Here is a 21923-nt window from a genome sequence, read left to right on the forward strand (position 1 = left end):
ACGTGCCATGACCATGATGACACGGAATGTCATAGAGTGGGAGCATGACTCGATGGGCTCCGGATGCGGCACTGCGACTCGAGGCGGCCGCGCTCGACCTCGTGGAGGAGCAGGGGTACGCGGCGACCACGGTGCCGCAGATCACCGCGCGGGCCGGGCTCACCACCCGCACCTTCTTCCGGCACTTCGCCGACAAACGGGACGTGTTCTTCCTGCGCGACCGCGAGTTCCCGCGGGTGATCGCGGCGGCGCTGGAGGGGGCGCCCGCGGGGGCCGACGCGGTCGAGGGGGTGCCCGCGGGGGCCGACGCGGTCGACGTGGTGCGGCAGGGGATCGCCCGTGCGGTGTCGCCGCTGGAGGGCTGGCGGGAGCCGATCCTGCGGCGCCGGGCGATCATCCGGGCCGAGGACCAGCTGCGGGAGCGCGAGCTGCTGAAGTCGGCGCACCTGGCCGACGCGATCGCGGGCGGGCTCGTCGAGCGCTCGGTGGCCCCGGAGCGGGCCCGGCTGGTGGCCTCGGTCGCCGTGCTCGTGTTCGAGCGGGCGCTCGACGCGTGGCTCGACTCGCCGCCGACCCGGCCCCTCGCGGCGTTCCTCGACGAGGGCTGGCGGGAACTCGACGAGGTGCTGCGTCATAAAGCGTAGGACCGGCACGGCGCTCTGACCGCGCTGCCTACAGTGGCACGACTCCGCAGCCGCGGAGCATCGCCCGAGCAGCTGGAGCCACCATGACCACCGATCCCCTCAAGTTCGCCTACTGGGTGCCGAACGTCAGCGGCGGGCTCGTCGTGTCGACCATCGAGCAGCGCACCTCGTGGGACTACGACTACAACGTCACGCTCGCGCAGACCGCCGAGCGCGTCGGCTTCGAGTACGCGCTCAGCCAGGTGCGCTACCTCTCGAGCTACGGCGCCGCCCAGCAGCACGAGTCGACGAGCATCAGCCTGGCGCTGCTGCTCGCGACCGAGAAGCTCAAGGTGATCGCCGCCGTGCACCCGGGCCTCTGGGAGCCAGCGGTGCTGGCGAAGTTCATCCTCACCGCCGACCACTTCTCGCACGGCCGGGCCGCGGTCAACGTCGTCAGCGGCTGGTTCAAGGACGAGTACACGAAGCTCGGACTGCCCTGGCTCGAGCACGACGAGCGCTACCGCCGTTCGGCCGAGTTCATCCAGGTGCTGCGGAAGCTCTGGACCGAGGAGAACGTCGAGTTCGCGGGGGACTTCTACCGCGTGAACGACTTCACCCTGCGACCGGGTCCGTTCCCGGTGGAGGGGCGCGAGCATCCGGAGATCTTCCAGGGCGGCAACTCGACGGCCGCCCGCTTCAACGGCGGGGCGCACGCCGACTGGTACTTCTCGAACGGGAAGGACTTCGACGGCTTCACCGAGCAGTACGACGAGGTGACGCGAATCGCGGCCGAGCACGGGCGCACGGTGCGGTTCGGCCTGAACGCGTTCACGATCATCCGTGACACCGAGGCCGAGGCGCGGGAGCAGCTGCGGGAGATCATCGCGAAGGCCGACAAGCCGTCGGTCGAGGGGTTCCGGGCGTCCGTGCAGCAGGCGGGCGCCTCGACGGCCGACAGGAAGGGGATGTGGGCCGACTCGTCGTTCGAGGACCTCGTGCAGTACAACGACGGCTTCCGCACCCAGCTGATCGGCGACGCCGAGCAGGTCGCGCGGCGCATCATCGCCTACAAGCAGCGCGGGGTCGACCTGTTCCTGCTCGGCTTCCTGCACTTCCAGGAGGAGCTCGAGCACTTCGGCACGACCGTCATCCCGATCGTGCGGGAGCTCGAGGCCGAGCTCGAGCGCACCGGCGAGCTGCGCCCCGCCACCGTCTGATTCCTCGTCGGAAGCCCGCGGCAACGGGCTCCCGGCGATCCACCGCCCGGTTCCCCGGGCGATCCAGCACACCGAACAAGGAGCATCATCGTGACCCTGACAGACCAGACGACCGACCCCTCGACCGACCGGTGGCGGGACGCAGCCCGCCCACAGACTAGCGCCGACTGGCTCGACCGCGCCGCGGATGTGTCGGACATCCTCGCCGCCGACGCCGTGGAGCGCGACCGTGCCGGGCTGGCGCCGCACCGGGAGGTGGCGCTGCTGAAGGCCTCCGGGCTCGTGACGCTGCTCGGGCCGGTCGAGCACGGCGGCGGCGGGCAGACGTGGGCGACCGCGTACAAGGTGATCCGCACGGTCGCCCGGGGCGACGGCTCGATCGGCCAGCTGCTCGGCTACCACTACCTCTGGGCGTGGGCGGCGCGGCTCGTCGCGACCGAGGAGCAGATCGCGGCCGTCGAGGAGCTGTACACCTCCCAGAACCTGCTGTTCGGGGGCGCGGTGAATCCGCGGGACTCGGATCTGAGCATCCGCTCGGAAGGGGACACCCTCGTGTTCTCGGGGCGCAAGTCGTTCTCGACGGGCGGGGTCGTCAGCGACCTGACCGTGCTCGAGGGCGTGCTCGAGGGCACGGACACGCACATCTTCGCGATCGTGCCGACCGATCAGCCGGGCATCGTGTTCGGGAACGACTGGGACAGCCTCGGGCAGCGGCTGACCGAGTCGGGGTCGGTCGAGATCCGGGACGTGCGGGTGGACTGGGCGGCGGCGGCGGGGTTCGTCGACCGGGTGTTCCAGCCGCTGACGTACAACACGCTGAACGTGCCGACGATCCAGCTGGTGTTCGCGAACTTCTACCTCGGCATCGCCCAGGGCGCGCTCGCCACCGCCGCGGCCTACACGCGGTCGACGACGCGCCCCTGGCCGTACGGCGGCGACGACAAGGCGCGGGCATCCGACGAGTGGTACCTGCTCGAGGGGTACGGGTCGCTTCAGTCGAAGCTCTGGGCCGACGAGGCGCTGATCGACGCGGTCGGCGAGGAGATCAGCGCGGTGCTGCACGCGCCGCGGGAGGAGCTCACCGAGCGGCGGCGCGGCGAGATCGCGGTGCGGATCGCGGCGGCGAAGGCCCGCATCTCGGACGACGGGCTCGAGACCGCGACCAAGGTCTACGAGCTGACCGGGGCGCGGGCCACGGCGAACTCGGTGGGGCTCGACATCTTCTGGCGCAACCTCCGCACGCACTCGCTGCACGACCCGGCGCCCTACAAGCGCCGCGAAGTGGGGCAGTACGTGCTGCTCAACGAGATCCCCGAGCCCACCTGGTACACCTGAGCGGGCCCGGGCCTGGGCTCGCGCTTCGGGTCGCGCAAAGGGCCCTTGGCGCGCAGTTGAAGGGCCCTTTGCGCGACCCCGGCGGTCAGTCCGCGGGGGCCGGGTCCAGGGCGGGGGCTGGGGCGGGGTGGGGGACCCCGCCCCAGCGCTGGGCCGTGCGGTGCTCGTGCAGGGCGCGCTCGGCGTGGAGCGCGGGGTAGATGCCGAGGAACACGGCCATCGGCGCGAGAAGGCGCACGTCGTGGATGCCGTGGGCCGCGTAGGTGCGCTGGAAGCGCTCGACGTAGTAGAAGTAGTCCCGCGGTGAGGAGTCGAGGCGGCGGGCCGACATGCCGACCGTCATCGCCGAGACGTAGCCGACCTTCAGGCCCTTCAGGGCGAGGTGCACGGCGAGGTCGAGGTCCTCGTGCATCAGGTCCTCGCGGTCGGCGCAGACGTCGCCGCGCACCGCCAGCCAGGCCTCTTTCGTGATGGCCATGTTCGTGCCGAAGAGGAAGACGTAGTCGCCGGCGAGCTTGACCTGCAGCTTCCGGAAGGTGTCGTCGGCGTGGTGTCCGAAGCGCCGCATCGGCATGTCGTAGTACTCGACCGGGCCGCTGGCGGCCACGAAGTCGCCGGTCGAGAAGGCGAGCTGCACCTGCTCCACCCAGTTCGGGGCGAGGGCGGTGTCGGCGTCGATGCGGCCGATGACGGTGCCGGTGGCGGCGTCGAAGCCGGCGTTCCGGGTGGGGGTGATGCCCTGCTCGGCGTCCTGCTCGATCAGGCGGATGTTCGCCGCCGGGAACGCCTGGATCATCGCCTCGACCGCCGCACGGGTGCCGTCGGTCGAGCGGTTGTCGACCACGACGATCTCGTGCGCGGGCACGGTCTGCTCGATGGCCGCGACGAGGCAGTGCCGGATGCCCGCCTCCTCGTTGTACGCCGGGATCACGATCGAGACCGACGGGAGCGCAGCGGCGGGGAGCGGGGCGAGGGTGTCGGTCACGTCGGATCCTTCGGGCTGGGGGCGGTCGGTGCCGTCAGTCTGGCAGAGCGGGGGCGCCGGGCGACAGGTGCAGATGAGGGTCGTGTCGCGGATGCGCGGGGACGGGCATCCGGAGCACTAGCGTGGGCGGGGTGAGCGGCACGGGCGACGGGACGACGGCGGGCGGGGCCGACCCGCGCGTGGCGCGGCTGACCACCGCCGAGAAGATCGCCCTGACCGCCGGCGCCGACGCGTGGACGACGGTGGGTGTCGAGCGGCTCGGCATCCCGCCGCTCAGACTCGGCGACGGACCACACGGGGTGCGGCGCCCGCGCGACGGCTCGGGGCTGTCGATGTTCGACTCGCATCCGGCGACGTGCTTCCCGACCGCGGCGGCCCTCGGCGCGAGCTGGGACGAGCCGCTCGTGCGCGAGGTCGGCGCGGCCCTCGGGCGGGAGGCCGCCGCGCACGGCATCGGCGTGCTGCTCGGGCCGGGCGTCAACCTCAAACGCACGCCGGTGGGCGGGCGGAACTTCGAGTACTTCTCCGAGGATCCGCTGGTCTCGGCGCGGCTCGGCGCCGCCTGGGTCGAGGGCGTGCAGGGCACGGGCGTGGGGGCGTCGGTGAAGCACCTCGCGGCGAACGACACCGAGCAGCGCCGGTACGGCATCGACGCGATCGTCGACGAGCGGGCGCTGCGGGAGCTGTACCTCGCGCCGTTCGAGCACATCGTGCGGTCGGCGCGGCCGGCGACCGTGATGGCGGCGTACAACCGGCTGAACGGGGAGCACTGCATCGAGTCGCGGTGGCTGCTGACGGGCGTGCTGCGCGGGGAGTGGGGCTTCGCGGGGGCGGTCGTGTCGGACTGGGGGGCGTCGTGGGACCGCACGCTCTCGGTGCCGGCGGGCACCGACCTGAGCATGCCCGGGGTGGGGCGGGGCGACGACGCCCTCGTGCGGCGGGCCTGGGCGACGGATGCGCGCCCGGCGCCGCGCGTGCGGGAGGCGCTCGACGCGGCGGTGGGGCGCGTGCTGCGGCTCGTCGACGCCCACGCGGGAGCCGCCGTCGGCGCGCCGGAGCCCGATCTCGAGGCGCATCACGCGCTGGCGCGGCGGGCCTCCGCCGCCGGGACGGTGCTGCTGCAGAACGACGGCGTGCTGCCGATCGCGGCGGGGGCGACGATCGCGGTGATCGGGGCGATGGCGGCCGAGCCGCGTTACCAGGGGGCGGGCAGCTCGCACGTGGTGCCCACCCGCCTCGACACGCTGCTCGGCTCGCTGCGCGAGGCGGTCGCCGGCGCGGGCTCCGGTGCGGGCGCCGGCGCGGCGGCCGGCGGGGGCGCGACGGTGCGCGAGGGCGGAGCGGCCGGCGGGGGCGTCGGCGGGCGTCGCGGGAGCGTGACGTTCGCGGCGGGGTACGACGGTGCGACGAACCGCGCGAGCGAGGCGCAGCTCGCCGAGGCGGGGCGGGTCGCCGCGGCGGCCGACGTGGCCGTCGTGGTGGTGGGGCTGCCCGAGACCTACGAGACCGAGGGCGTCGACCGCGAGCACCTGCGGCTGCCCGTCGACCACGACCGGCTCGTCGAGACGGTGCGCGCGGCGAACCCGCGCACGGTGGTGGTGCTGCAGAACGGTGCTCCGGTCGAGCTGCCGTGGCGGGCGGGTGTCGCGGCGATCGTCGAGGGCTACCTCGGCGGCCAGGCGGGCGGCAGCGCCCTCGCCGACGTGCTGCTCGGCGTCGCCGAGCCGGGCGGGCGCCTGGCGGAGACCTTCCCCGAGCGCTACCACGATCATCCGCTCGCCCACCTGCCGAACGGACCCGCGACGGTCGAGTACCGCGAGAGCGTGTACCTCGGCTACCGCTGGTTCGACACCGCCCAGGAGCACGTCGCCTTCTGCTTCGGCCACGGACTCTCGTACACGCGCTTCGCGTGGGGCGAGCCGACCGTCGAGCGCTCGGGCGACGCCGTGACGGTGCGGCTGACCGTGACGAACACGGGGGAGCGCGCCGGGTCGGAGGTCGTGCAGCTCTACCTGCACGACTCCTCGACCGAGACCTTCCGGCCCGAGCAGGAGCTGCGGGGCTTCGCGAAGACGACGCTCGCGCCCGGTGCGAGCGAGACCCTCTCGCTGACGCTCGGGCGTCGCGCCTTCTCGTGGTGGAGCCGCGAGGCCGCGGACCGGCGGCTCTCGCCGGGGCCGTTCGAGCTGCGGCTGGCCCGCTCGTCCCGCGACGTGGTGCACCGGCTGCCGGTCGAGCCGCCGGGCGAAGCCGCCGTCCCCGTGGCCGTCCCCGCGGTCGTCGCCGAACTCCCCGAGGTCTACCGGGCGCCGACGCGAGCCCTCGGCTTCCCCCGCGCCGACTTCGAGCGGATGCTCGGCCGCCCCCTCCCGCCGAACCGCACCGCCCCGCCCGGCCGCTTCACCCTCGACACCGCGCTCGGCGACATGCAGGGCACGCTCGCCGGGCGCCTGCTGCTGCGCGCGGTGCACTCGCAGGCGCTGCGCACGCTCGGCGCGCCGGACGCCCCCGGCGTGCACGCGGCCGCAGGGGACGTGGTGGCGCAGCTGACGTTCCGGATGCTGCCCACGGTCACCGACGGCCTGCTCGGGAGACGCCGGACGCTCGGGCTCCTCCGACTCGTGAACGCCCTCAGTCGCGCAGGTCGTCGGGCGCCTTGTCGCCGAAGGGCTGGGACTGGTCGGGCTCGAGGATCTCGGAGCTGAAGTCGCGCCAGTCGGGTCGCGCGTCGCCGGGCGCGCTCGCGGCGTCGGGTTCGTCGTCGTCGGCGTCGTCGGGCTCGTCGGCCCCGTCATCGGTGCGCTCGACGCCGTCGCCCGACGTGTCGGGGATGCCCTCCTCGAGGATCGCCCCCGTGGGGTCGGGCGAGTCGGGCACACCGGCGAACTCGATGCCGGTCTGGTCGGGGTCGCTGGGAAGGGACATGGTGTTCTCCGTTCGGTGGTGGTGCGGGTGGTGCGGGGTGCGCAGGGCGCTGGTGGGGTGGTGCGGGCGTGAGGCGGGGGCCGGTCGGCCGCGCGAGGCGGTCAGCGGGCGAAGGGCAGGGACGCCGCGAGCCGGCGACCGTAGTCGGAGACCGCGCGGCCCACGGCGAGCCGTTCGGCGTCGTAGCGGGCGAGCGCGCGCCCGAGTGGCAGCTCGTCGAGCAGCGCGCTGAGCGCGATCGCGTCGCCCGCCGCCTTGGCCGCGCCCATCGCCGTGTGCGGCCGAACCACGACGGCGGCGTCGCCGAGGAGCGCGACGCGCCCCTGCGTGAGCCGCGGCGGCCCGTAGTCGAAGATCGCCTGCAGGAAGGGGCGGGGCTCCGCGGCCACGGCGTCGGCGAAGGGCGGCGGGAGCTCGTGCGCCGCCGCCTGCACGAGCTCGTCGCGGAGCGGCGACGGCAGCTGTCCGGGAGCGAGCGACACGTCGGTGGCGGGGCGGCCGGTCGCGTCCATCAGGGCGGCGAGGGCATCCGGTGTCATCGGCCGGTACCAGACCCAGTTGTAGCGCCGGTCGCCCCGGGTGATCTCACCGGCCGGCCCGGGCACGAGGTAGCCGAGCATGTGCGCGCGGGGGCCGGTGAAGAAGCCGAAGCGCTCGAGCAGCACCGAGCCCGCCGCGGCCGGCAGCGCCGATTCGGGCACGAGTCCGCGCCAGGTGACGTAGCCGGCGGGGGAGTTCGCCGTGCGCCCGGGCGCGACGGCGTCGCGCGTCACAGAGGTCAGCCCGTCGGCGCCGATCACGAGGTCGAACGCCTCGCGCCGGTCGCCGTCGAGCTCGATCACCGCCTGCTGCTCGGTGCCGTGCACGCTGCGCACGCGGCTCGCGAGCCGGTACGAGTCGCTCGGCACGGCGGCGCGCAGCACCTCGTAGAGGTGGTCCCAGGAGAGCTGCGTCTGCGGCGTCGGATCGCGGTGCACGACCGTGCCCTCGCGGTTCAGGGTGATGCGCTCGTGGGCGACCACGCCGATCCGGCCGGCGTCGTCGCGGCCGATCAGGTGCAGCAGCTCGAACAGCTCCTGCTGCGCGACGAGGCCGGCGCCGCGGCGGGCGAGACCGTGCACGGAGCGCTCGAACACCGTGACGCGGTGGCCGGCCCGGCTGAGCAGGGCGGCGGCGAACAGGCCGCCGAGCGAGCCGCCGACCACCGCGATGTCGAGGCGCGGCGGCGCGCCCGGATGCCCACGGCCGCCGGTGCCTGCCGTCATCGCGGTCACTCCAGGCGGTCGGTGTCGCGGACGGTGCCGTGGTCGCGGGGGCCGTGGTGATCGGAGCCGTGGTGCTCGTGATGCTCGCCGCGCCGGCGGCCGCCGTAGCGGAGTCCGGCCTCGACGGCCTCCTCCTTGGTGCGGAACGGTCCGCTCACGTTGCGCGACTCCCCGGCCTCGCGGTTGTACCAGGAGCCGTCCTGGTGATAGGTCTCGACATCGTCCTGCGACATGGTTCCTCCTTCATCGGAGGCTCCTGTCTACCCCGCCCGACCGCCCGCGTCTTCCGACCGTCGTCGGAAGAGCGTGCACACCCGGCGCTCTGGACTTCCGGCCGCGCCCTCGGGATGATCGATGCATGGGCACCGCACGCACTCCCACCGGTCGCCGCGAAGCGCGCGGCGGGTCCGACGCCCTCGTGCTCGAGCGGGCGTTCCCGGATGCGGCCGACGCGGTCTGGGCTGCGATCACCGAGCCGGCCCGCCTCGAGCGCTGGATCGGCACCTGGTCGGGCGACCCGGCCTCGGGCACGGTCGAGTTCGCGATGACGGCCGAGGGCGAGGACGTGCCCGCCGAGCCCGTCACGGTCTCGGCGTGCGAGCCGCGCTCGCTCCTCGCCGTCAGCCTCGGCGAGGGCTGGCGCCTCGAGCTCGCGATCGAGACCGCCGGCCCGGGCACGGTGCTGACCTTCGCCCATTTCGTCGACGACGCGGAGGCGATGGCCGACGTCGGGCCCGGCTGGGAGTACTACCTCGACCGGCTCACCGTGGTGCTCGCGGGCGGCGACGTCGCGACGGTCGACTTCGCCGACTACCACCCGGGGCAGTGCGAGTACTACCGGGAGCTGTTCGGGGGCTGAGGCGTGCCGGGCCGCGCGCCCGGCTCAGTGCTTCGTGACGCGGTGCAGCCAGCCGGCGGCCGGGCGCTGCTGCTCGCCCTGCTGGGCGGCCATCACGACCAGCACGCCGGTGAGCACCGGGGTCACCCACTACAGTGCGCGCTGCTTCGTCTGCGCCGCCTTCAGCGCGGCCGACGCGTCGGGCGACGGCTCGGTGACGCCCTCGGTGCCCTCGCCGGCGTTCTCGCCCATCTTCGCGCCGAGGAGGCCGGAGTACAGGCTCGCGCCGGCGGCGACGAGGGTGATCGTCAGCTTGACGACGGTGTTCGTTCGCGCCTCGGGCTGCGCGGCGAGCCGGCCCTTGTTGCCGAGGATCAGCCCGGCGCCGCCGATGCCGTGGGCCACGATGGCGGTCAGCTGCACGGGCGCCCACTTCGCCCAGCCGAGCGAGGACAGGGAGAGCCGTCCGGTCGGTGGGGTTCTCGGGAGCACCAGCCTCGTCCGCTCCCGCCGGGCCGCGAGCGGCTTGACGCGGCTGTCCGCATGCCGCATCATCCCGTCTCGGCCCGACGGATGCCGGTGGATGGCCGCGGATGCCTGCGGATGTCGGCGGTGCCGGGTAGACAGAGGTCATGACCTCGACCGGTGACTCCGCCCCCCGACGTACGCGGTGGCTGTTCGCCGGGCAGCTGGGGCCGCTGTTCGACGACGGCGGGCCGATCATGATCGTCGAGGCGCGGTCGGTGTTCGGCCGCCGGCCGATGCACCGGGCCAAGGCCCACCTGCTGCTGTCGGCGATGCGGCATCGCGCCGCCGAACTGGGCGACCGGGTCGAGTACCACCGCGTCGAGCGCTACTCCGAGGTCGTCGAGGGGCGCGACGACCTCGAGGTGATCGACCCGACGAGCTGGGCCGCCCGCCGCTTCGTGCGCCGCCGCGGCATCGCGGTGCTGCCGAGCCGGGGCTTCGTCACCTCCGAGGACGACTTCGCCGCATGGGCGGCGACCCGGGCGGGCAAGCGGCTGCTGATGGAGGACTTCTACCGCACCGTGCGCGAGCGCACGGGTCTCCTGATGCGAGGCGACCAGCCCGAGGGCGGTCGCTTCAACTACGACCACGACAACCGCACCCCGCCGCCGAAGAACGCCGCCCGCCTTGGCCTCCCCGACCCCTGGTGGCCGGTCGAGGACGAGATCGACCGCGAGGTGCGCGCCGACCTCGACGCCTGGCAGCGCGACGGCCACGTCACCCTCGTCGGCGACGACGGGCCGCGCCGGTTCGCCGCCACGCACCACGAGGCCGAGCGGGCGCTGGCCGACTTCGTCGAGTCGCGGCTGAACGACTTCGGCCCCTTCGAGGACGCCATGCTGGACGGGGACTGGACGATGGCGCACTCCCTGCTCAGCGCGCCGATGAACCTGGGGCTCCTCGACCCGCTCCAGGTCGTCGAGACGGTGGTCGCCGAGTACCACGCGGGCAACGCCCCGCTCGCGAGCGTCGAGGGCTTCACCCGGCAGATCATCGGCTGGCGCGACTACGTCTGGCACCTGTACTGGCACCTGGGCGAGGGCTACCGCACCGGCAGCAACGCGCTCGGCGCCCACGAACCGCTGCCGGAGGCGTTCCGCCAGCTCGATCCGGCGGCCGTCGAGTCGAACTGCCTGCACGAGACCATCGACGGCATGCGCCGGCACGGCTGGGCGCACCACATCCAGCGGCTGATGGTGCTCGGCAACTGGGCGCTGCAGCACGGCTACGACCCCGTCGCCCTGAACGACTGGTTCGTCGACATGTTCGTCGACGGCACGCCGTGGGTGATGCCCGCCAACGTCATCGGCATGTCGCAGCACGCCGACGGCGGCATCGTCGCCACCAAGCCCTACGCCTCGGGCGGCGCGTACATCGCGAAGATGTCCGACTACTGCGGCAGCTGCGTCTTCGACCCGAAGGTGCGGCTCGGCGAGAACGCGTGCCCGTTCACCGCGGGGTACTGGGCGTTCCTCGACCGGGTCGAGCCGCGCATCCGCGGCAATCACCGCATGGCGCAGCCGCTCGCGGGGCTCCGGCGGCTGGCTGATCGCGACGCGGTGGTCGACCAGGAGCGGCACCGGGAGCGCTGGTGACCGGCGGTGCCGCGCCGGGAGAACGCTCACCCGGTAGCCTCGGCTCAGCGAGCGACGACGCCCGCGTCGAAGGAGACCGCCGATGACCTGGCCGACCGGTGAGATGCCCGTGCTGAGGATCAGCCCGGGTCGGGTCACGCCCGGGGTCGCCCCCGTGCCGCCCGAACGCCCGGGCGAGGTGCTCGTCGATGTCGCCTTCCTCGGCATCTGCGGCACCGACCTCGACCTCCTCGGGGGCGACAGCTACTTCATCCGGGAAGGGCTGGCCGCGTATCCGCTGATCTTCGGGCACGAGTTCACCGGCACCGTCGTCGCCGTGGCCGACGGCGTCGAGTCGGTGCTGCCGGGCGACCGGGTCGTCGGGCAGACCGTCGTCACCTGCGGGGCGTGCGGGCCGTGCCAGGCCGGGTTCCGCGACGGCTGCGAGCACCGCCAGGAGGTGGGGCTGGTGGGCCGGCAGGGGGCGGCGGCGCGGTACGTGTCGATGCCGTCCACGTCGGTGACGCGGCTGCCCGAGGGGGCCTCGCTCGCGGAGGCGGTGCTGATCGAGCCCGGGGTCACGGCGGTGAACGCGGTGGTCACCACGGGCATCCGCTTCGACGACCGCGTCGCGGTGCTCGGCACGGGCACCCTGGGCCTGCTCGCTCTGGCGGTCGCCCGGCGCATCACGCCGCACGTCGACGTGATCGGCTCGAGCGAGGCCGGGCTCGGGCTCGCGGTCGAACTGGGCGCCGAGCGGGCGCTCGGGGCGGATGCGGTGGTCGCCGATTCGTACACCGTCGCCATCGAGGCGGCCGGCCGGGCGAGCGGGGTGGCGATGCTCGGGCGCATCCTCCGCCCCGGCGGCCGCGCGGCGCTGGTCGGGGTGGTGACCGGCGGGGTGCCCGACTTCGACCCGGCGCCGATCACGATGAAGGGCCTCACCCTGCACGGCATCTTCCACGGCCTCGACCACTACGGGCGGATGGCGGAGCTGATCGCGACCGCGGGCTTCCCGGCGGCGCAGCTGATCGACCGGGTGCTGCCCTGGCACGAGGCCGAGGCGGCCTTCGCCGCGCTCACCGCGGGGGAGCGACGACGCCCCAAAGTGCTGCTCGACCTCACGACGATGCGCTGACCGCTCCGGCCGGGATCGGCCCGCACCGGAGTGGCCGGGCCGGGATCGGTCGGGAATCGAGAAGCCGTGCCGAGCGGTGCGCCGCTAGCGTGGGGGCATCGACGAGGAAGGGCGGTGCGCGATGAGCGCAGCACAGGGATCGGACGGCGGCTTCTCGGCCGAGGAGCGCGCGGCGATGAAGAGCCGGGCGGCCGAACTGAAGGCCGAGGCGCGAAGCGGCAAGGCCGCGGAGAAGGCCGCCGCCGACGCGGCAGCGGTCGAGGCGAAGATCGCCGAGATGCCCGAGTCCGATCGGGCCATGGCGACGCGGCTGCACGCCCTGGTCGCCGAGGCGGCACCGGAGCTGCAGCCGAAGCTGTACTACGGCCAGCCCGGCTGGGCGAAGGGCGGCAAGGTCGTCGTGTTCTTCCGCAGCGGGCTGATGGACAAGGCCCGCTACTCCACGCTCGGCTTCAGCGAGAACGCGGCCCTCGACGACGAGACCGGGTTCTGGCCCACCTCCTACGGCCTCGAGCGGCTCGACGACGACGCGCTGCCGCGCATCCGCGAGCTGATCGTGACGGCGGCGGCCTGACCCCGCGCGCCGCCCTGCTCTACCCTGGAGGCACCGGCGCAGGCTGCGGCGGCCAGAGGACGGGGGAGTCATGGCGCACCGCATCTTCCAGACACCGTTCGCGGCGGTCTATCCGCACTACCTGGCGAAAGCCGAGCGCAAGGGCCACACGAAGGCCGAGGTCGACGAGGTGATCCGCTGGCTGACGGGCTACGACCAGCACGGTCTCGACCGCGCCGTCGCCGAGCAGACCGACTTCGAGACCTTCTTCGCCGAGGCGCCGGCCCTGAACCCGAACGCCCCGCTCATCACGGGCCTGATCTGCGGCATCCGGGTCGAGGAGATCGATGATCCGCTGATGCAGCGGATCCGCTGGATGGACAAGCTGGTCGACGAGGTCGCCCGGGGCAAGAAGATGACCTCGATCCTGCGGGCCTGACCCCGTGACCGTTCCCGCGCCGCCGTTCCCCGGCACCGCACCCGCCCGGCGACCGCCCCCCGGGTGGCCGTTCTGGCTCGCGTTCGTGCTGATCATCCTGCCGGGCCTCGTCGTGCTGTCGGTGCTCGGAGCCGCCCAGGACACCGCCGCCGACCGGCTCGGCCAGGAGCGCGAGGTCGTCGGTCGCAGCGCGGTGCTCACGGGCACCCTCGTCGACGTCGAGACGAACTCGGGCCTGCCGACCAACACGGGGCTCTACGAGGTGACGATCCCGGATGCGCGGCCCGGCGCCACCGCGACCGCCACCGTGCGCGGCGACAGCCACTGGGGCTTCCCGCCCGACCCCGAGCACCCGGCCCGCCTCGATTTCCTCGTGGTGCTCGACGACGAGCCGTACGCGATCGAGCACGGCCCGGTCGGAACGGTCGACGAGGTGACCCCGGCCACCGTGGACGACGCGGAGAGCGCCGTCGCGACCACCCGCACCGCCTGGATCGTGGGGGTCGTGCTCTTCTGGGCGGCGTTCGTGGCGCTCCCCACCCTGGCGATCGTGTTCTCGCTGCGCCGCCGGCGGTTCCGGTCGACGGCGCGCCGCCTGCCGGCTCCGCGCCTCTGAGGTCTCGGCCGAACACCGGCCGGAGCGCTGGCGGGCCGGCGGCTCAGCGCGCCCAGCCGAGGTCGCGCAGCCAGGCGGCAGCCTCGTCGGGCCAGCGCGACGGCAGGCCCGACCCCTCCGCGAGCCCCAGCCCGTGCGACCCCGACGGGTGCACGTGCACGGCGTGCGGCACCCCGGCCGTGGCGAGCGCCCGGGCGAGGTCGTAGACCGGCCGCACGTCGACCGCCTCGTCGTCGGCGGTGTGCCAGACGAACACGGGCGGTGAATCGGGCGTGACCAGCAGCTCGAGCGAGGTGGCGCGCCGCAGCTCGTCGGAGGCGTCCTCGCCGAGCAGCACGTCCCGCGAGCCGCTGTGGCTCGGTGCCGTCATCGACACCACCGGGTAGCAGAGGATCGCGAGGTCGGCGACGCCCTCGGGCCGCCCGTCGGCGGGCGCGAGCGCCGCCAGGCCCGCCGCGTGGCCCCCGGCGCTGAAGCCGAGCACGCCGACCCGCTCGGCACCCGCCGCCCGCACCCGGGCGATCTCGGCCCGCACGGCCTCCAGCGGCCCCGGATGCCCGGTCAGCACCGGGTAGCGGAACACGCTCGACGCAACCCCCACGTCGCGCAGCCACTCGGCCACGGGCTCGCCCTCGTGGTCGGCGAGCATCCGGTAGCCGCCCCCGGGCAGCACGATGACATGGTTCTCAGACATCCGACCACGCTAGCCGACGGCACGGGCGGAGGCCGCGGGCCAGGGGGTCACGGCGCGTCCGCCGGTGTGCTTCAATGAATCCAGTCGGCGCTGACCCCTGTTCGAGGGTGACGCCGTGGGTGGACGTCGGTCATCGAAGGGGATGCACGGTGACAGCTTCGTGGGCGGGCGGCCCGGGCCGCGCGGGTCTGGTCGACTTCGTGCGCCGGGCGGGCCAGACGACCCGGCGGGCGATCGCCGAGCACACCGGGCTGTCCCGCAGCGTCGTGGCCCAGACCGTCTCCGAGCTGATCGAACGCGGTCTCCTCGTCGAGCGCAGTCCGGCCGCCGCGACCAGGCGAGGCCGGCCCACCGCGGTGCTCGAGCTCGCCCGCCAGCCCGGCGTCGCGCTGGCGTTCGACATCGGGCACCGGCACGTCACCGTCGCCGTCGCCGATCTGCGCGGCCGCATCGTGGCCGAGCCCCGGCTGGAGCTGCCGGTCGACGACGGGTCGGTTCCGACGATCCGGGCGCTCCGCCGGCTCACCGGCCACGCGCTCGCCCAGGCGGGGGCCGTCGTGGCCGACGTCGCCGCCCTGGGGGTGTCGTTCCCCTACCCGGTGCTGCGGGCGAGCGGAGTCGTGCGGGCGCCGGCTGCCCTCTCGGGCTGGCAGGGCGTGACCGCCGAGAGCGTGCGGCCGGCCGGTTACTCGGGGCCGATCGTCGCCGACAACGACGCCAACTTCGGGGCCTGGGGCGAGCGGATGCACGGCGGCACGGCCCTCGACGACATGCTCTACGTCAAGCTCGGCGACGGCATCGGCGCGGGGCTCGTGGTCGGGGGGCGGCTGCTCGCGGGTGCGCGCGGCACCGGAGGGGAGATGGGACACATCCAGGTCGAACCGGGCGGCCTGCTCTGCCGTTGCGGCGGGCACGGCTGCCTCGAGACCGTGGTGGCCGCGAGCCTGCCCGACGAGCACCTGGCAGGGCTCCGCGTCGGGCGTGCCGTCGCGCAGCTGGGCACCTTCGTCGACACCTCGGTCGTCGTGCTCGGCGGCCGTTTCGGCGCGGCCGGCGGGCCGCTCGTGGAGGGGGTGCGGGAGGCGATGGCGCGGTTCTCGCCTCCGGGGGAGTCGCGGGTCGAGGTGAGGGTCGCCGCGCTGGGGGCGCGGGCGGAGCTGGTGGGCATCGTCGACCGGGCGGTGTCGGCGGCCTGGGCATCCGGAAGCGCACTGCCGGGGGCGAGTGCGCATTCGTCCTGGGTCCGGACGAATTCACCGGCTTCACTGGAGCATCCGTTCAGCGATGAACGCGTGTCGTGAGGTCATGAAGGAGTGACAGTGCCCGCAGCCGGTCAGAGGTCCGCCGCCATCCGAGAATCCCGACGTCGGCCCTCGCGGCCCCGCTCAGGCCGTCAGACGCTGGCGGCCGCGCTCGTCACCGCTCTCTTCGGCGCCGGCCTGGTCGCCGGAGGCGGTGCCACCGCCCACGCCGCGGAGCCCGACCTCGCCCGCACGGGCACGACCACCGCCTCGGCCTCGCAGAACGACAAGGACGGGGACTTCCCCGCCTCGAACGCGACCGACGGCGACGACTCGACCCGCTGGGCGAGCGGCAACGGCCCCGACGAGGACACCACCTTCACCGCGAGCCTGACCAGCGACCTCGGCTCGGTGGCGACGGTCAGCGGCGTCTCGATCACCTGGGAGGCCGCCTTCGCGGCCGCCTACGACGTGCAGGTCGCGACCTCCGCGCCCGAGGACGAGGCGAGCTGGAGCACCGCCGCCTCGGAGACGGCGGGTGCCGGCGGCACGGAGGAGATCGTCTTCGACGCCCCCGCCCAGGCCCGCTACGTGCGGCTCGCGATGCTGAAGCGCACCGCCGCCACCTGGGAGGCGCCGGTGCTGCACTGGTACGGCTACTCCGTCTACACCTTCGCCGTGCACGGCACCGTGGCCGTGCCAACCGCCGGCTTCGACCGTCAGACCGTCGACGTCGCCGCCGGCTCCGACGCGGTGCTCGACGTCACGCTGAACAGCACCGCCGACACCGACCAGACCGTGCACGTCACGAGCACCGACGGCAGCGCCGTCGCGGGCACCGACTTCACCGCGGTCGACCAGGTCGTCACCGTGCCGGCCGGCGAGACCTCGGCGACCGTCACGATCCCGACCGTCTCGCAGGGGCCGCTGACGCCCGTGCGCACCTTCACGCTGCAGCTCTCCGACCCGTCGGACGGGATCACGCTCGGCGCGCGGGACACCGCCGTGGTGAGCATCCGCCCCACCGGCGAGCTGCCGAACGACGGCCCCCGCACGGTGCTGCAGGACTTCGAGTCGGGCGTGCCCGCCGGCTTCACCACCTGGTCGAGCACGGATGCACTGAAGCCCGTTCTGACGACGGCCGCCGATGACACCGTGCCCGGCGCCGCCGCGGGCAACGACGTGCTCGTCGCGACCGTGTCGGGCGAACCCACCGCCGCCGACTGGTTCGGCTTCACGAACGACACCGCGGCCACCGACTGGTCGGCCGCCGACGGCTTCGGCTTCTGGTTCCTCGGCACCGGCAGCGACCGCACCCTCGGCTACGAGGTGAAGTCGGACGGGAAGCTGTTCGACCGCACCGTCGTCGACGACAGCGTCGGCTGGCGCTGGATCGCCGTGCTGTTCACCGAGCTGCGCGTCAAGGGCTCGCCCGACGACCCGGCGCGCTTCGACCCCTCGGCCTCCACCGGCTTCGCCGTGACGCTGACCGGCCTCGGTGCCGGCAGCTGGGCGTTCGACGACGTGGCCCTGTTCGAGCGCGTCACCACGCTCGAGGACTTTCAAGGCGACGTGCCGCTCAGCACCTCCGCCGACCCCGTCGGCTTCTTCACCTGGGGATCCGACGAGGGGCTGACCAGCATGGAGGTGACCGCCCAGGAGCGCGGCGACGTGCCGGAGAACCGGGTGCTCTCGGGCGACTACCTGATCCCGTCCGGCGGCTACGCCGGTTTCAGCGACAACCTCGCCTCCTCCCAGGACTGGAGCAGCTACCGGGGCATCCGGTTCTGGTGGTACGCCTCCCAGGCCTCGAACCCGGCCTCGCCGACCGCCGGCGACGACATCAAGGTCGAGCTGAAGGACGGCGGGCCCGACGGCGAGCACTCCGAGCTCTGGACCGCGACCTTCAAGGACAACTGGGGCAGCTCGACGAGCCGCTGGAAGCTCGTGGAGCTGCCGCTCAGCGCCTTCTCGATCGGCTCGTACCAGCCGGGCAGCGCCGAGACGCAGAACGGGTCGCTCGACCTGACGAGCGCCTGGGGCTTCGCGGTCACCTTCACCCCCGGCAAGCCGACGAGCACCGGCTGGGCGGTCGACGACGTACAGCTCTACGGCACGCCCGAGCAGGCGGCGAACCTCACCGTCGGCACCTCGGAGGCCGTGTACCTGCTGAACCCGGGCGACACCGCCCAGGTCGGCGTGACCGTCTCGACCTCGAACGGCGAACCGCTCGACCAGGCCGTCGAGGTCGACTACGGCCCCGGTGCGGGCACCGCCGAGATCGGCACGCACGTCGCCGGATTCGGCGGCACCCTGGAGTTCCCGGCGGGCACCGCCTCGGGCGAGACCAGGAGCTTCGACGTGACCGCGCTGCCCGCCGGCGCCGCGGGCGACCAGGCCCGCTCGGTGCCGGTGGAGCTCGACGCCGACGGGGCCGAGCTGCCGGCGGACGCGCCCAAGGTCGTCGTGAACGCCTACGGTCTGCCCTACCTCGACGAGTCGCTGCCGACGGCGGCGCGGGTCGACGACCTGATGGGCCGGATGAGCCTGGCCGAGAAGGTCGGTCAGATGGCCCAGGCCGAGCGGCTCGGCCTGACCTCTCCCAGCCAGATCGCCGACCTCGGGCTCGGCTCGATCCTCTCGGGCGGCGGCTCGACCCCGGCCGAGAACACCCCGGAGGCCTGGGCCGACATGGTCGACGGCTTCCAGGCCGAGGCGCTGTCGACGGCGCTGCAGATCCCGCTGCTGTACGGCGCCGACGCCGTGCACGGGCACAGCAACGTGCTCGACGCGACGATCTTCCCGCACAACATCGGGCTCGGCGCGACCCGCGACCCGGCCCTCGTGCAGACCCTGGCCGAGGACACCGCGATCGAGACGAAGACCACCGGCGTCAACTGGGCCTTCGCCCCGTGCCTGTGCGTCACCCGCGACGAGCGCTGGGGCCGCAGCTACGAGTCGTTCGGGGAGGACCCGGCCCTCGTGACTGCATTCTCGGAGGCGGGCATCGTGGGCCTGCAGGGCGAGGACCCGACCGACAAGTCGGCCGCCGACGAGGTGCTCGCGACCGCGAAGCACTGGGTCGGTGACGGCGGCACGGAGTACGACGCCTCGAAGGCGGGCAACGGCTACCCGATCGACCAGGGCCTCACCGTGTCGCCCTCGCTCGAGGACTTCATGACGACCCACGTCGACCCCTACCTGCCGGCCATCGCCGCCGGGGTCGGCAGCATCATGCCGTCGTACTCGGGGGTCGACATCGCCGGGTCGGGCGACGTGCGGATGCACGAGAACACCGCTCTGAACACCACCCTCCTGAAGGGCGAGCTCGGTTTCGACGGCTTCCTCATCAGCGACTGGGAGGGCATCGACAAGCTGCCGGGCGGCACGTACGCCGAGAAGGTCGTGCGCTCGGTCAACTCAGGTCTCGACATGGCGATGGCACCGTACAACTTCGGCGCCTTCATCACGAGCGTGACCGACGCGGTGACCAACTCGCACACGATCGAGCAGAGCCGGGTCGACGACGCGGTGCGCCGCATCCTGACCCAGAAGTTCGAGCTGGGCCTGTTCGAGAACCCGTTCTCCGACCGCAGCGAGGCCGACGCCTTCGGCGGCGCCGACCACCGGGCCGATGCCCGTCGGGCGGCCGCCGAGTCGCAGGTGCTGCTGAAGAACGACGACGTGCTGCCGCTGGCGGCGGACGCCTCGCTCTACGTCGCCGGCTCGAACGCCGACGACCTGGGCAACCAGATGGGCGGCTGGACGATCTCCTGGCAGGGCGGCTCCGGCCCGACGGCCACGACCGGCACGAGCATCCTCGAGGGCATCCTCGAGGTGGCCCCGGATGCGGCGGTCACCTTCTCGGAGGACGCCTCGGCCCCGATGGCGGCCGGCCAGGTCGGCGTCGTGGTCGTGGGCGAGACGCCCTACGCCGAAGGGCAGGGCGACGTCGGCAACAACGGGCACAGCCTGTCGCTGACCGAGACCGACCGCACGAGCATCGACCGTGTCTGCGCGGCGATGGACTGCGTCGTGCTCGTCGTCGCGGGCCGCACCCAGCTCGTCACCGACCAGCTGGCGGAGATCGACGGCCTCGTGGCCTCGTTCCTCCCCGGCAGCGAGGGGGCTGGCGTCGCCGACACCCTGTTCGGCGAGGTGCCCTTCACCGGGCGGCTGCCGCTGAGCTGGCCGGCCAGCGCCGAACAGGTGCCGATCAACGTGGGCGACGACGACTACCAGCCGCTGTACGCCTACGGCTGGGGCGAGCGGACGGATGCGCCGCGGGAGCGTCTCGCCGCCCTCGCCGAGGCGCTGCCCGCCGACTCCGCCGCCCGGGCCGAGGTCGAGGCGCTCGTCGCCCGGCCGGTCTGGACCGACGCCGGAGCGGTGATCGACTCCGACGAGGCGCGGGCCGCGGTGGCCCAGGCCGCCGCGGACGCCGCTGCGACGCTGTCCGGCACCGCCGCCTTCAGCCAGGCCGATCCGGTCGTCTCGGTGGTGCGCGATCTCGCCCAGGCGGCGATCGTGGCCGACCGCGCGGTGACCGGCGACGCCTCGGCGGCCGTCACCGCCGACGCGGAGCACGTGCTGCTCGGCGGCGATCCCGTGGAGGCCGTGAGGCTGCTCGCCTCGGTGTTCGGGGTGACGGTCGTCGACCCGGGCCCGGGTGAGGAGCCGGGGGAGCCGGGCCCGCCGGGTGACCCCGGAGCCCCCGGGCCGGGTGCCGGCCCCGGCCAGGGCCAGGGCCCCGGCGCGGGCGGGGCCGGAGGCTCCGGCCCCGGCGGCGGACTGGCCGCCACCGGGAGCCAGGCGGCCGCGGTCGTGCTGGCCGCGCTGCTGGCGCTCGGTGCCGGAGCCGGTCTGCTGCTCGCCCGTCGTCGCCGGCGCCGCGCCTAGCGGACGTCGATCAGCACCTTGCCGACGGTGCCCTGCTCGACGGCGTCGTGCGCCTCCGCGGTGCGCTCGAGCGGGAAGCGGGTCAGCGGGAGCCCGTGCTCCTCGCCGACACCGAGGGCACCGTCGGACAGGGCGGCGGTGATGTCCTCCGCGGCGGCGGTCAGCGCATCCTGACCCACCGTGTACAGCAGCAGGAACTGATAGCGGGCGTTGATGGCGAAGTGGCCGCGCACGTCGAGGGTGATCTCGTCGCCGCCGTCGTTCGCGTAGACGGCGATGCTGCCGTGGTTCGCGAGCACCCGGGCGTTCAGCCCGGCGTTCCGGGCAGGGGAGACCTCGACCACGAGGTCGACGCCGTCGGGTGCCGCCTCACGGATGCGGTCGGCGGCGTCGTCGGTGCGGTAGTTCACGACGACGTCGGCTCCGGCCGCCCGGGCGAGCTCCGCCTTGGCGTCGGAGGAGATCGTCGTGATCACCGTCGCGCCCGCCCAGTGCGCGAGCTGGATCGCCGCGTGCCCCACGGCGCCCGCTCCTCCCGCCACCAGGACGGTGCGGCCGGAGAGGGATCCGGGCGACAGGCGTGCGGGGCCCGACTCGTGCACGGTGAGCGCCCGGTGGGCGGTCATCGCCGGCACGCCCATCGAGGCGCCGGCGTCGAAGGAGGCACCGGCGGGCAGGGGGACGACCCGCTCGACGGGCAGCACGGTGAACTCCTGGGCGGTTCCGCTCGGGCGCTGGTAGGCCGAGAGGAACGTCCAGACGCGGTCGCCCTCGGCGAAGGCGGTGACGCCGGGGCCGACGGCGTCCACGACACCCGCTCCGTCCTGGTTCGGGGTCTGCAGCTCGGCGACCGCCGCGCCGCCCCCGCTGCGGTTCTTCCAGTCGGTCGGGTTCACCGCCGACACCACGACCCGCACGCGCACCTCCCCGGGGCCGGGCTCGGGAACGGGGCGCTCCTCCAGGCGCAGGACGTCGGACGGGCCGGTCTCGGAGTACACGATCGATCTCATGCCACCATCCAACCCCTCGAGGGGGCGGGAGCATTCCCCG

General features: G+C 73.8%; 19 protein-coding genes. 12 read left to right on the forward strand and 7 right to left on the reverse strand.

Annotated features, from left to right (window positions below; all coding sequences use genetic code 11):
• The first annotated feature begins 44 nt into the window (after positions 1–44).
• The 3 genes from ITJ64_RS12850 to ITJ64_RS12860 all read left to right on the forward strand — a co-directional run bounded on the left by ITJ64_RS12850 (position 45) and on the right by ITJ64_RS12860 (position 3178).
• Positions 45–644, forward strand: a complete 600-nt coding sequence (locus tag ITJ64_RS12850; protein ID WP_194681178.1) for a TetR/AcrR family transcriptional regulator — start codon at positions 45–47, stop codon at positions 642–644.
• An 83-nt stretch (positions 645–727) separates the two neighbouring features.
• Positions 728–1843 carry a dimethylsulfone monooxygenase SfnG gene (gene sfnG / locus ITJ64_RS12855; RefSeq protein ID WP_194681179.1) on the forward strand — a complete coding sequence of 372 codons (1116 nt, stop codon included), beginning with the start codon at positions 728–730 and terminating at the stop codon, positions 1841–1843.
• 90 nt (positions 1844–1933) lie between these two features.
• Entirely contained in the window at positions 1934–3178 is a 1245-nt protein-coding gene (locus ITJ64_RS12860; protein ID WP_370545178.1) for an acyl-CoA dehydrogenase family protein, read from the forward strand.
• 85 nt (positions 3179–3263) lie between these two features.
• Here ITJ64_RS12860 and ITJ64_RS12865 read toward each other — a convergent pair whose 3' ends face one another.
• On the reverse strand, positions 3264–4163 hold the full coding sequence (locus ITJ64_RS12865; protein WP_194681180.1) for a glycosyltransferase family 2 protein: 900 nt from the start codon (positions 4161–4163) through the stop codon (positions 3264–3266).
• 131 nt (positions 4164–4294) lie between these two features.
• Here ITJ64_RS12865 and ITJ64_RS12870 point away from each other — a divergent pair, with 131 nt between their 5' ends.
• On the forward strand, positions 4295–6868 hold the full coding sequence (locus tag ITJ64_RS12870) for a glycoside hydrolase family 3 C-terminal domain-containing protein (RefSeq protein WP_194681181.1): 2574 nt from the start codon (positions 4295–4297) through the stop codon (positions 6866–6868).
• Here the strand turns inward: ITJ64_RS12870 and ITJ64_RS12875 are convergent.
• The 3 genes from ITJ64_RS12875 to ITJ64_RS12885 form a co-directional block, all read right to left on the reverse strand.
• A complete protein-coding gene (locus ITJ64_RS12875; RefSeq protein ID WP_194681182.1) occupies positions 6795–7088 on the reverse strand; it encodes a hypothetical protein in 294 nt (97 codons plus the stop codon). The two genes, ITJ64_RS12870 and ITJ64_RS12875, sit on opposite strands and share 74 nt — an antisense overlap.
• 101 nt (positions 7089–7189) lie before the next feature.
• Entirely contained in the window at positions 7190–8353 is a 1164-nt protein-coding gene (locus ITJ64_RS12880; protein ID WP_194681183.1) for an FAD-dependent monooxygenase, read from the reverse strand.
• 5 nt (positions 8354–8358) lie between these two features.
• Positions 8359–8586 (reverse strand): DUF2188 domain-containing protein, encoded by a 228-nt coding sequence (locus ITJ64_RS12885; protein ID WP_194681184.1) that lies wholly within the window; start codon positions 8584–8586, stop codon positions 8359–8361.
• Between the two features lie 125 nt (positions 8587–8711).
• Here ITJ64_RS12885 and ITJ64_RS12890 point away from each other — a divergent pair, with 125 nt between their 5' ends.
• Entirely contained in the window at positions 8712–9212 is a 501-nt protein-coding gene (locus ITJ64_RS12890; RefSeq protein WP_194681185.1) for an SRPBCC domain-containing protein, read from the forward strand.
• 129 nt (positions 9213–9341) lie between these two features.
• On the opposite strand, the gene ITJ64_RS12895 is transcribed toward ITJ64_RS12890, so the two are convergent.
• Positions 9342–9683, reverse strand: coding sequence for a hypothetical protein (locus ITJ64_RS12895; protein ID WP_194681186.1), 342 nt, complete (start codon positions 9681–9683; stop codon positions 9342–9344).
• Positions 9684–9823: 140 nt separating this feature from the next.
• Between ITJ64_RS12895 and ITJ64_RS12900 the strand changes: the two genes are divergently transcribed.
• The 5 genes from ITJ64_RS12900 (at position 9824) to ITJ64_RS12920 (ending at position 14039) form a co-directional block, all read left to right on the forward strand.
• Positions 9824–11314 (forward strand): cryptochrome/photolyase family protein, encoded by a 1491-nt coding sequence (locus tag ITJ64_RS12900; RefSeq protein WP_194681187.1) that lies wholly within the window; start codon positions 9824–9826, stop codon positions 11312–11314.
• An 82-nt stretch (positions 11315–11396) separates the two neighbouring features.
• Entirely contained in the window at positions 11397–12431 is a 1035-nt protein-coding gene (locus tag ITJ64_RS12905) for a zinc-binding dehydrogenase (RefSeq protein WP_194681188.1), read from the forward strand.
• Positions 12432–12552: 121 nt separating this feature from the next.
• Positions 12553–13005 (forward strand): DUF1801 domain-containing protein, encoded by a 453-nt coding sequence (locus ITJ64_RS12910; RefSeq protein WP_194681189.1) that lies wholly within the window; start codon positions 12553–12555, stop codon positions 13003–13005.
• 70 nt (positions 13006–13075) lie between these two features.
• The gene (locus tag ITJ64_RS12915; protein WP_194681190.1) at positions 13076–13423 is read left to right on the forward strand and encodes a DUF2200 domain-containing protein; all 348 of its coding nucleotides are present in this window, start codon (positions 13076–13078) and stop codon (positions 13421–13423) included.
• Positions 13424–13427: 4 nt separating this feature from the next.
• On the forward strand, positions 13428–14039 hold the full coding sequence (locus ITJ64_RS12920; protein ID WP_194681191.1) for a hypothetical protein: 612 nt from the start codon (positions 13428–13430) through the stop codon (positions 14037–14039).
• Between the two features lie 43 nt (positions 14040–14082).
• Here the strand turns inward: ITJ64_RS12920 and ITJ64_RS12925 are convergent, their stop codons facing one another.
• Entirely contained in the window at positions 14083–14733 is a 651-nt protein-coding gene (locus ITJ64_RS12925) for an alpha/beta hydrolase (protein WP_194681192.1), read from the reverse strand.
• A 149-nt stretch (positions 14734–14882) separates the two neighbouring features.
• Here ITJ64_RS12925 and ITJ64_RS12930 point away from each other — a divergent pair, with 149 nt between their 5' ends.
• Both ITJ64_RS12930 and ITJ64_RS12935 read left to right on the forward strand, forming a co-directional pair.
• Positions 14883–16034, forward strand: coding sequence for an ROK family transcriptional regulator (locus tag ITJ64_RS12930; protein WP_194681193.1), 1152 nt, complete (start codon positions 14883–14885; stop codon positions 16032–16034).
• Positions 16035–16046: 12 nt separating this feature from the next.
• Complete coding sequence (locus tag ITJ64_RS12935; RefSeq protein ID WP_194681194.1) at positions 16047–20873, forward strand: glycoside hydrolase family 3 N-terminal domain-containing protein; 4827 nt, start codon at positions 16047–16049, stop codon at positions 20871–20873.
• On the opposite strand, the gene ITJ64_RS12940 is transcribed toward ITJ64_RS12935, so the two are convergent.
• A complete protein-coding gene (locus ITJ64_RS12940; RefSeq protein ID WP_194681195.1) occupies positions 20870–21883 on the reverse strand; it encodes an NADPH:quinone reductase in 1014 nt (337 codons plus the stop codon). The two genes, ITJ64_RS12935 and ITJ64_RS12940, sit on opposite strands and share 4 nt — an antisense overlap.
• Positions 21884–21923: the final 40 nt, after the last annotated feature.

The sequence above is a fragment of the Herbiconiux sp. VKM Ac-1786 genome (assembly GCF_015350805.1).
Classification (GTDB): Bacteria; Actinomycetota; Actinomycetes; order Actinomycetales; family Microbacteriaceae; genus Herbiconiux.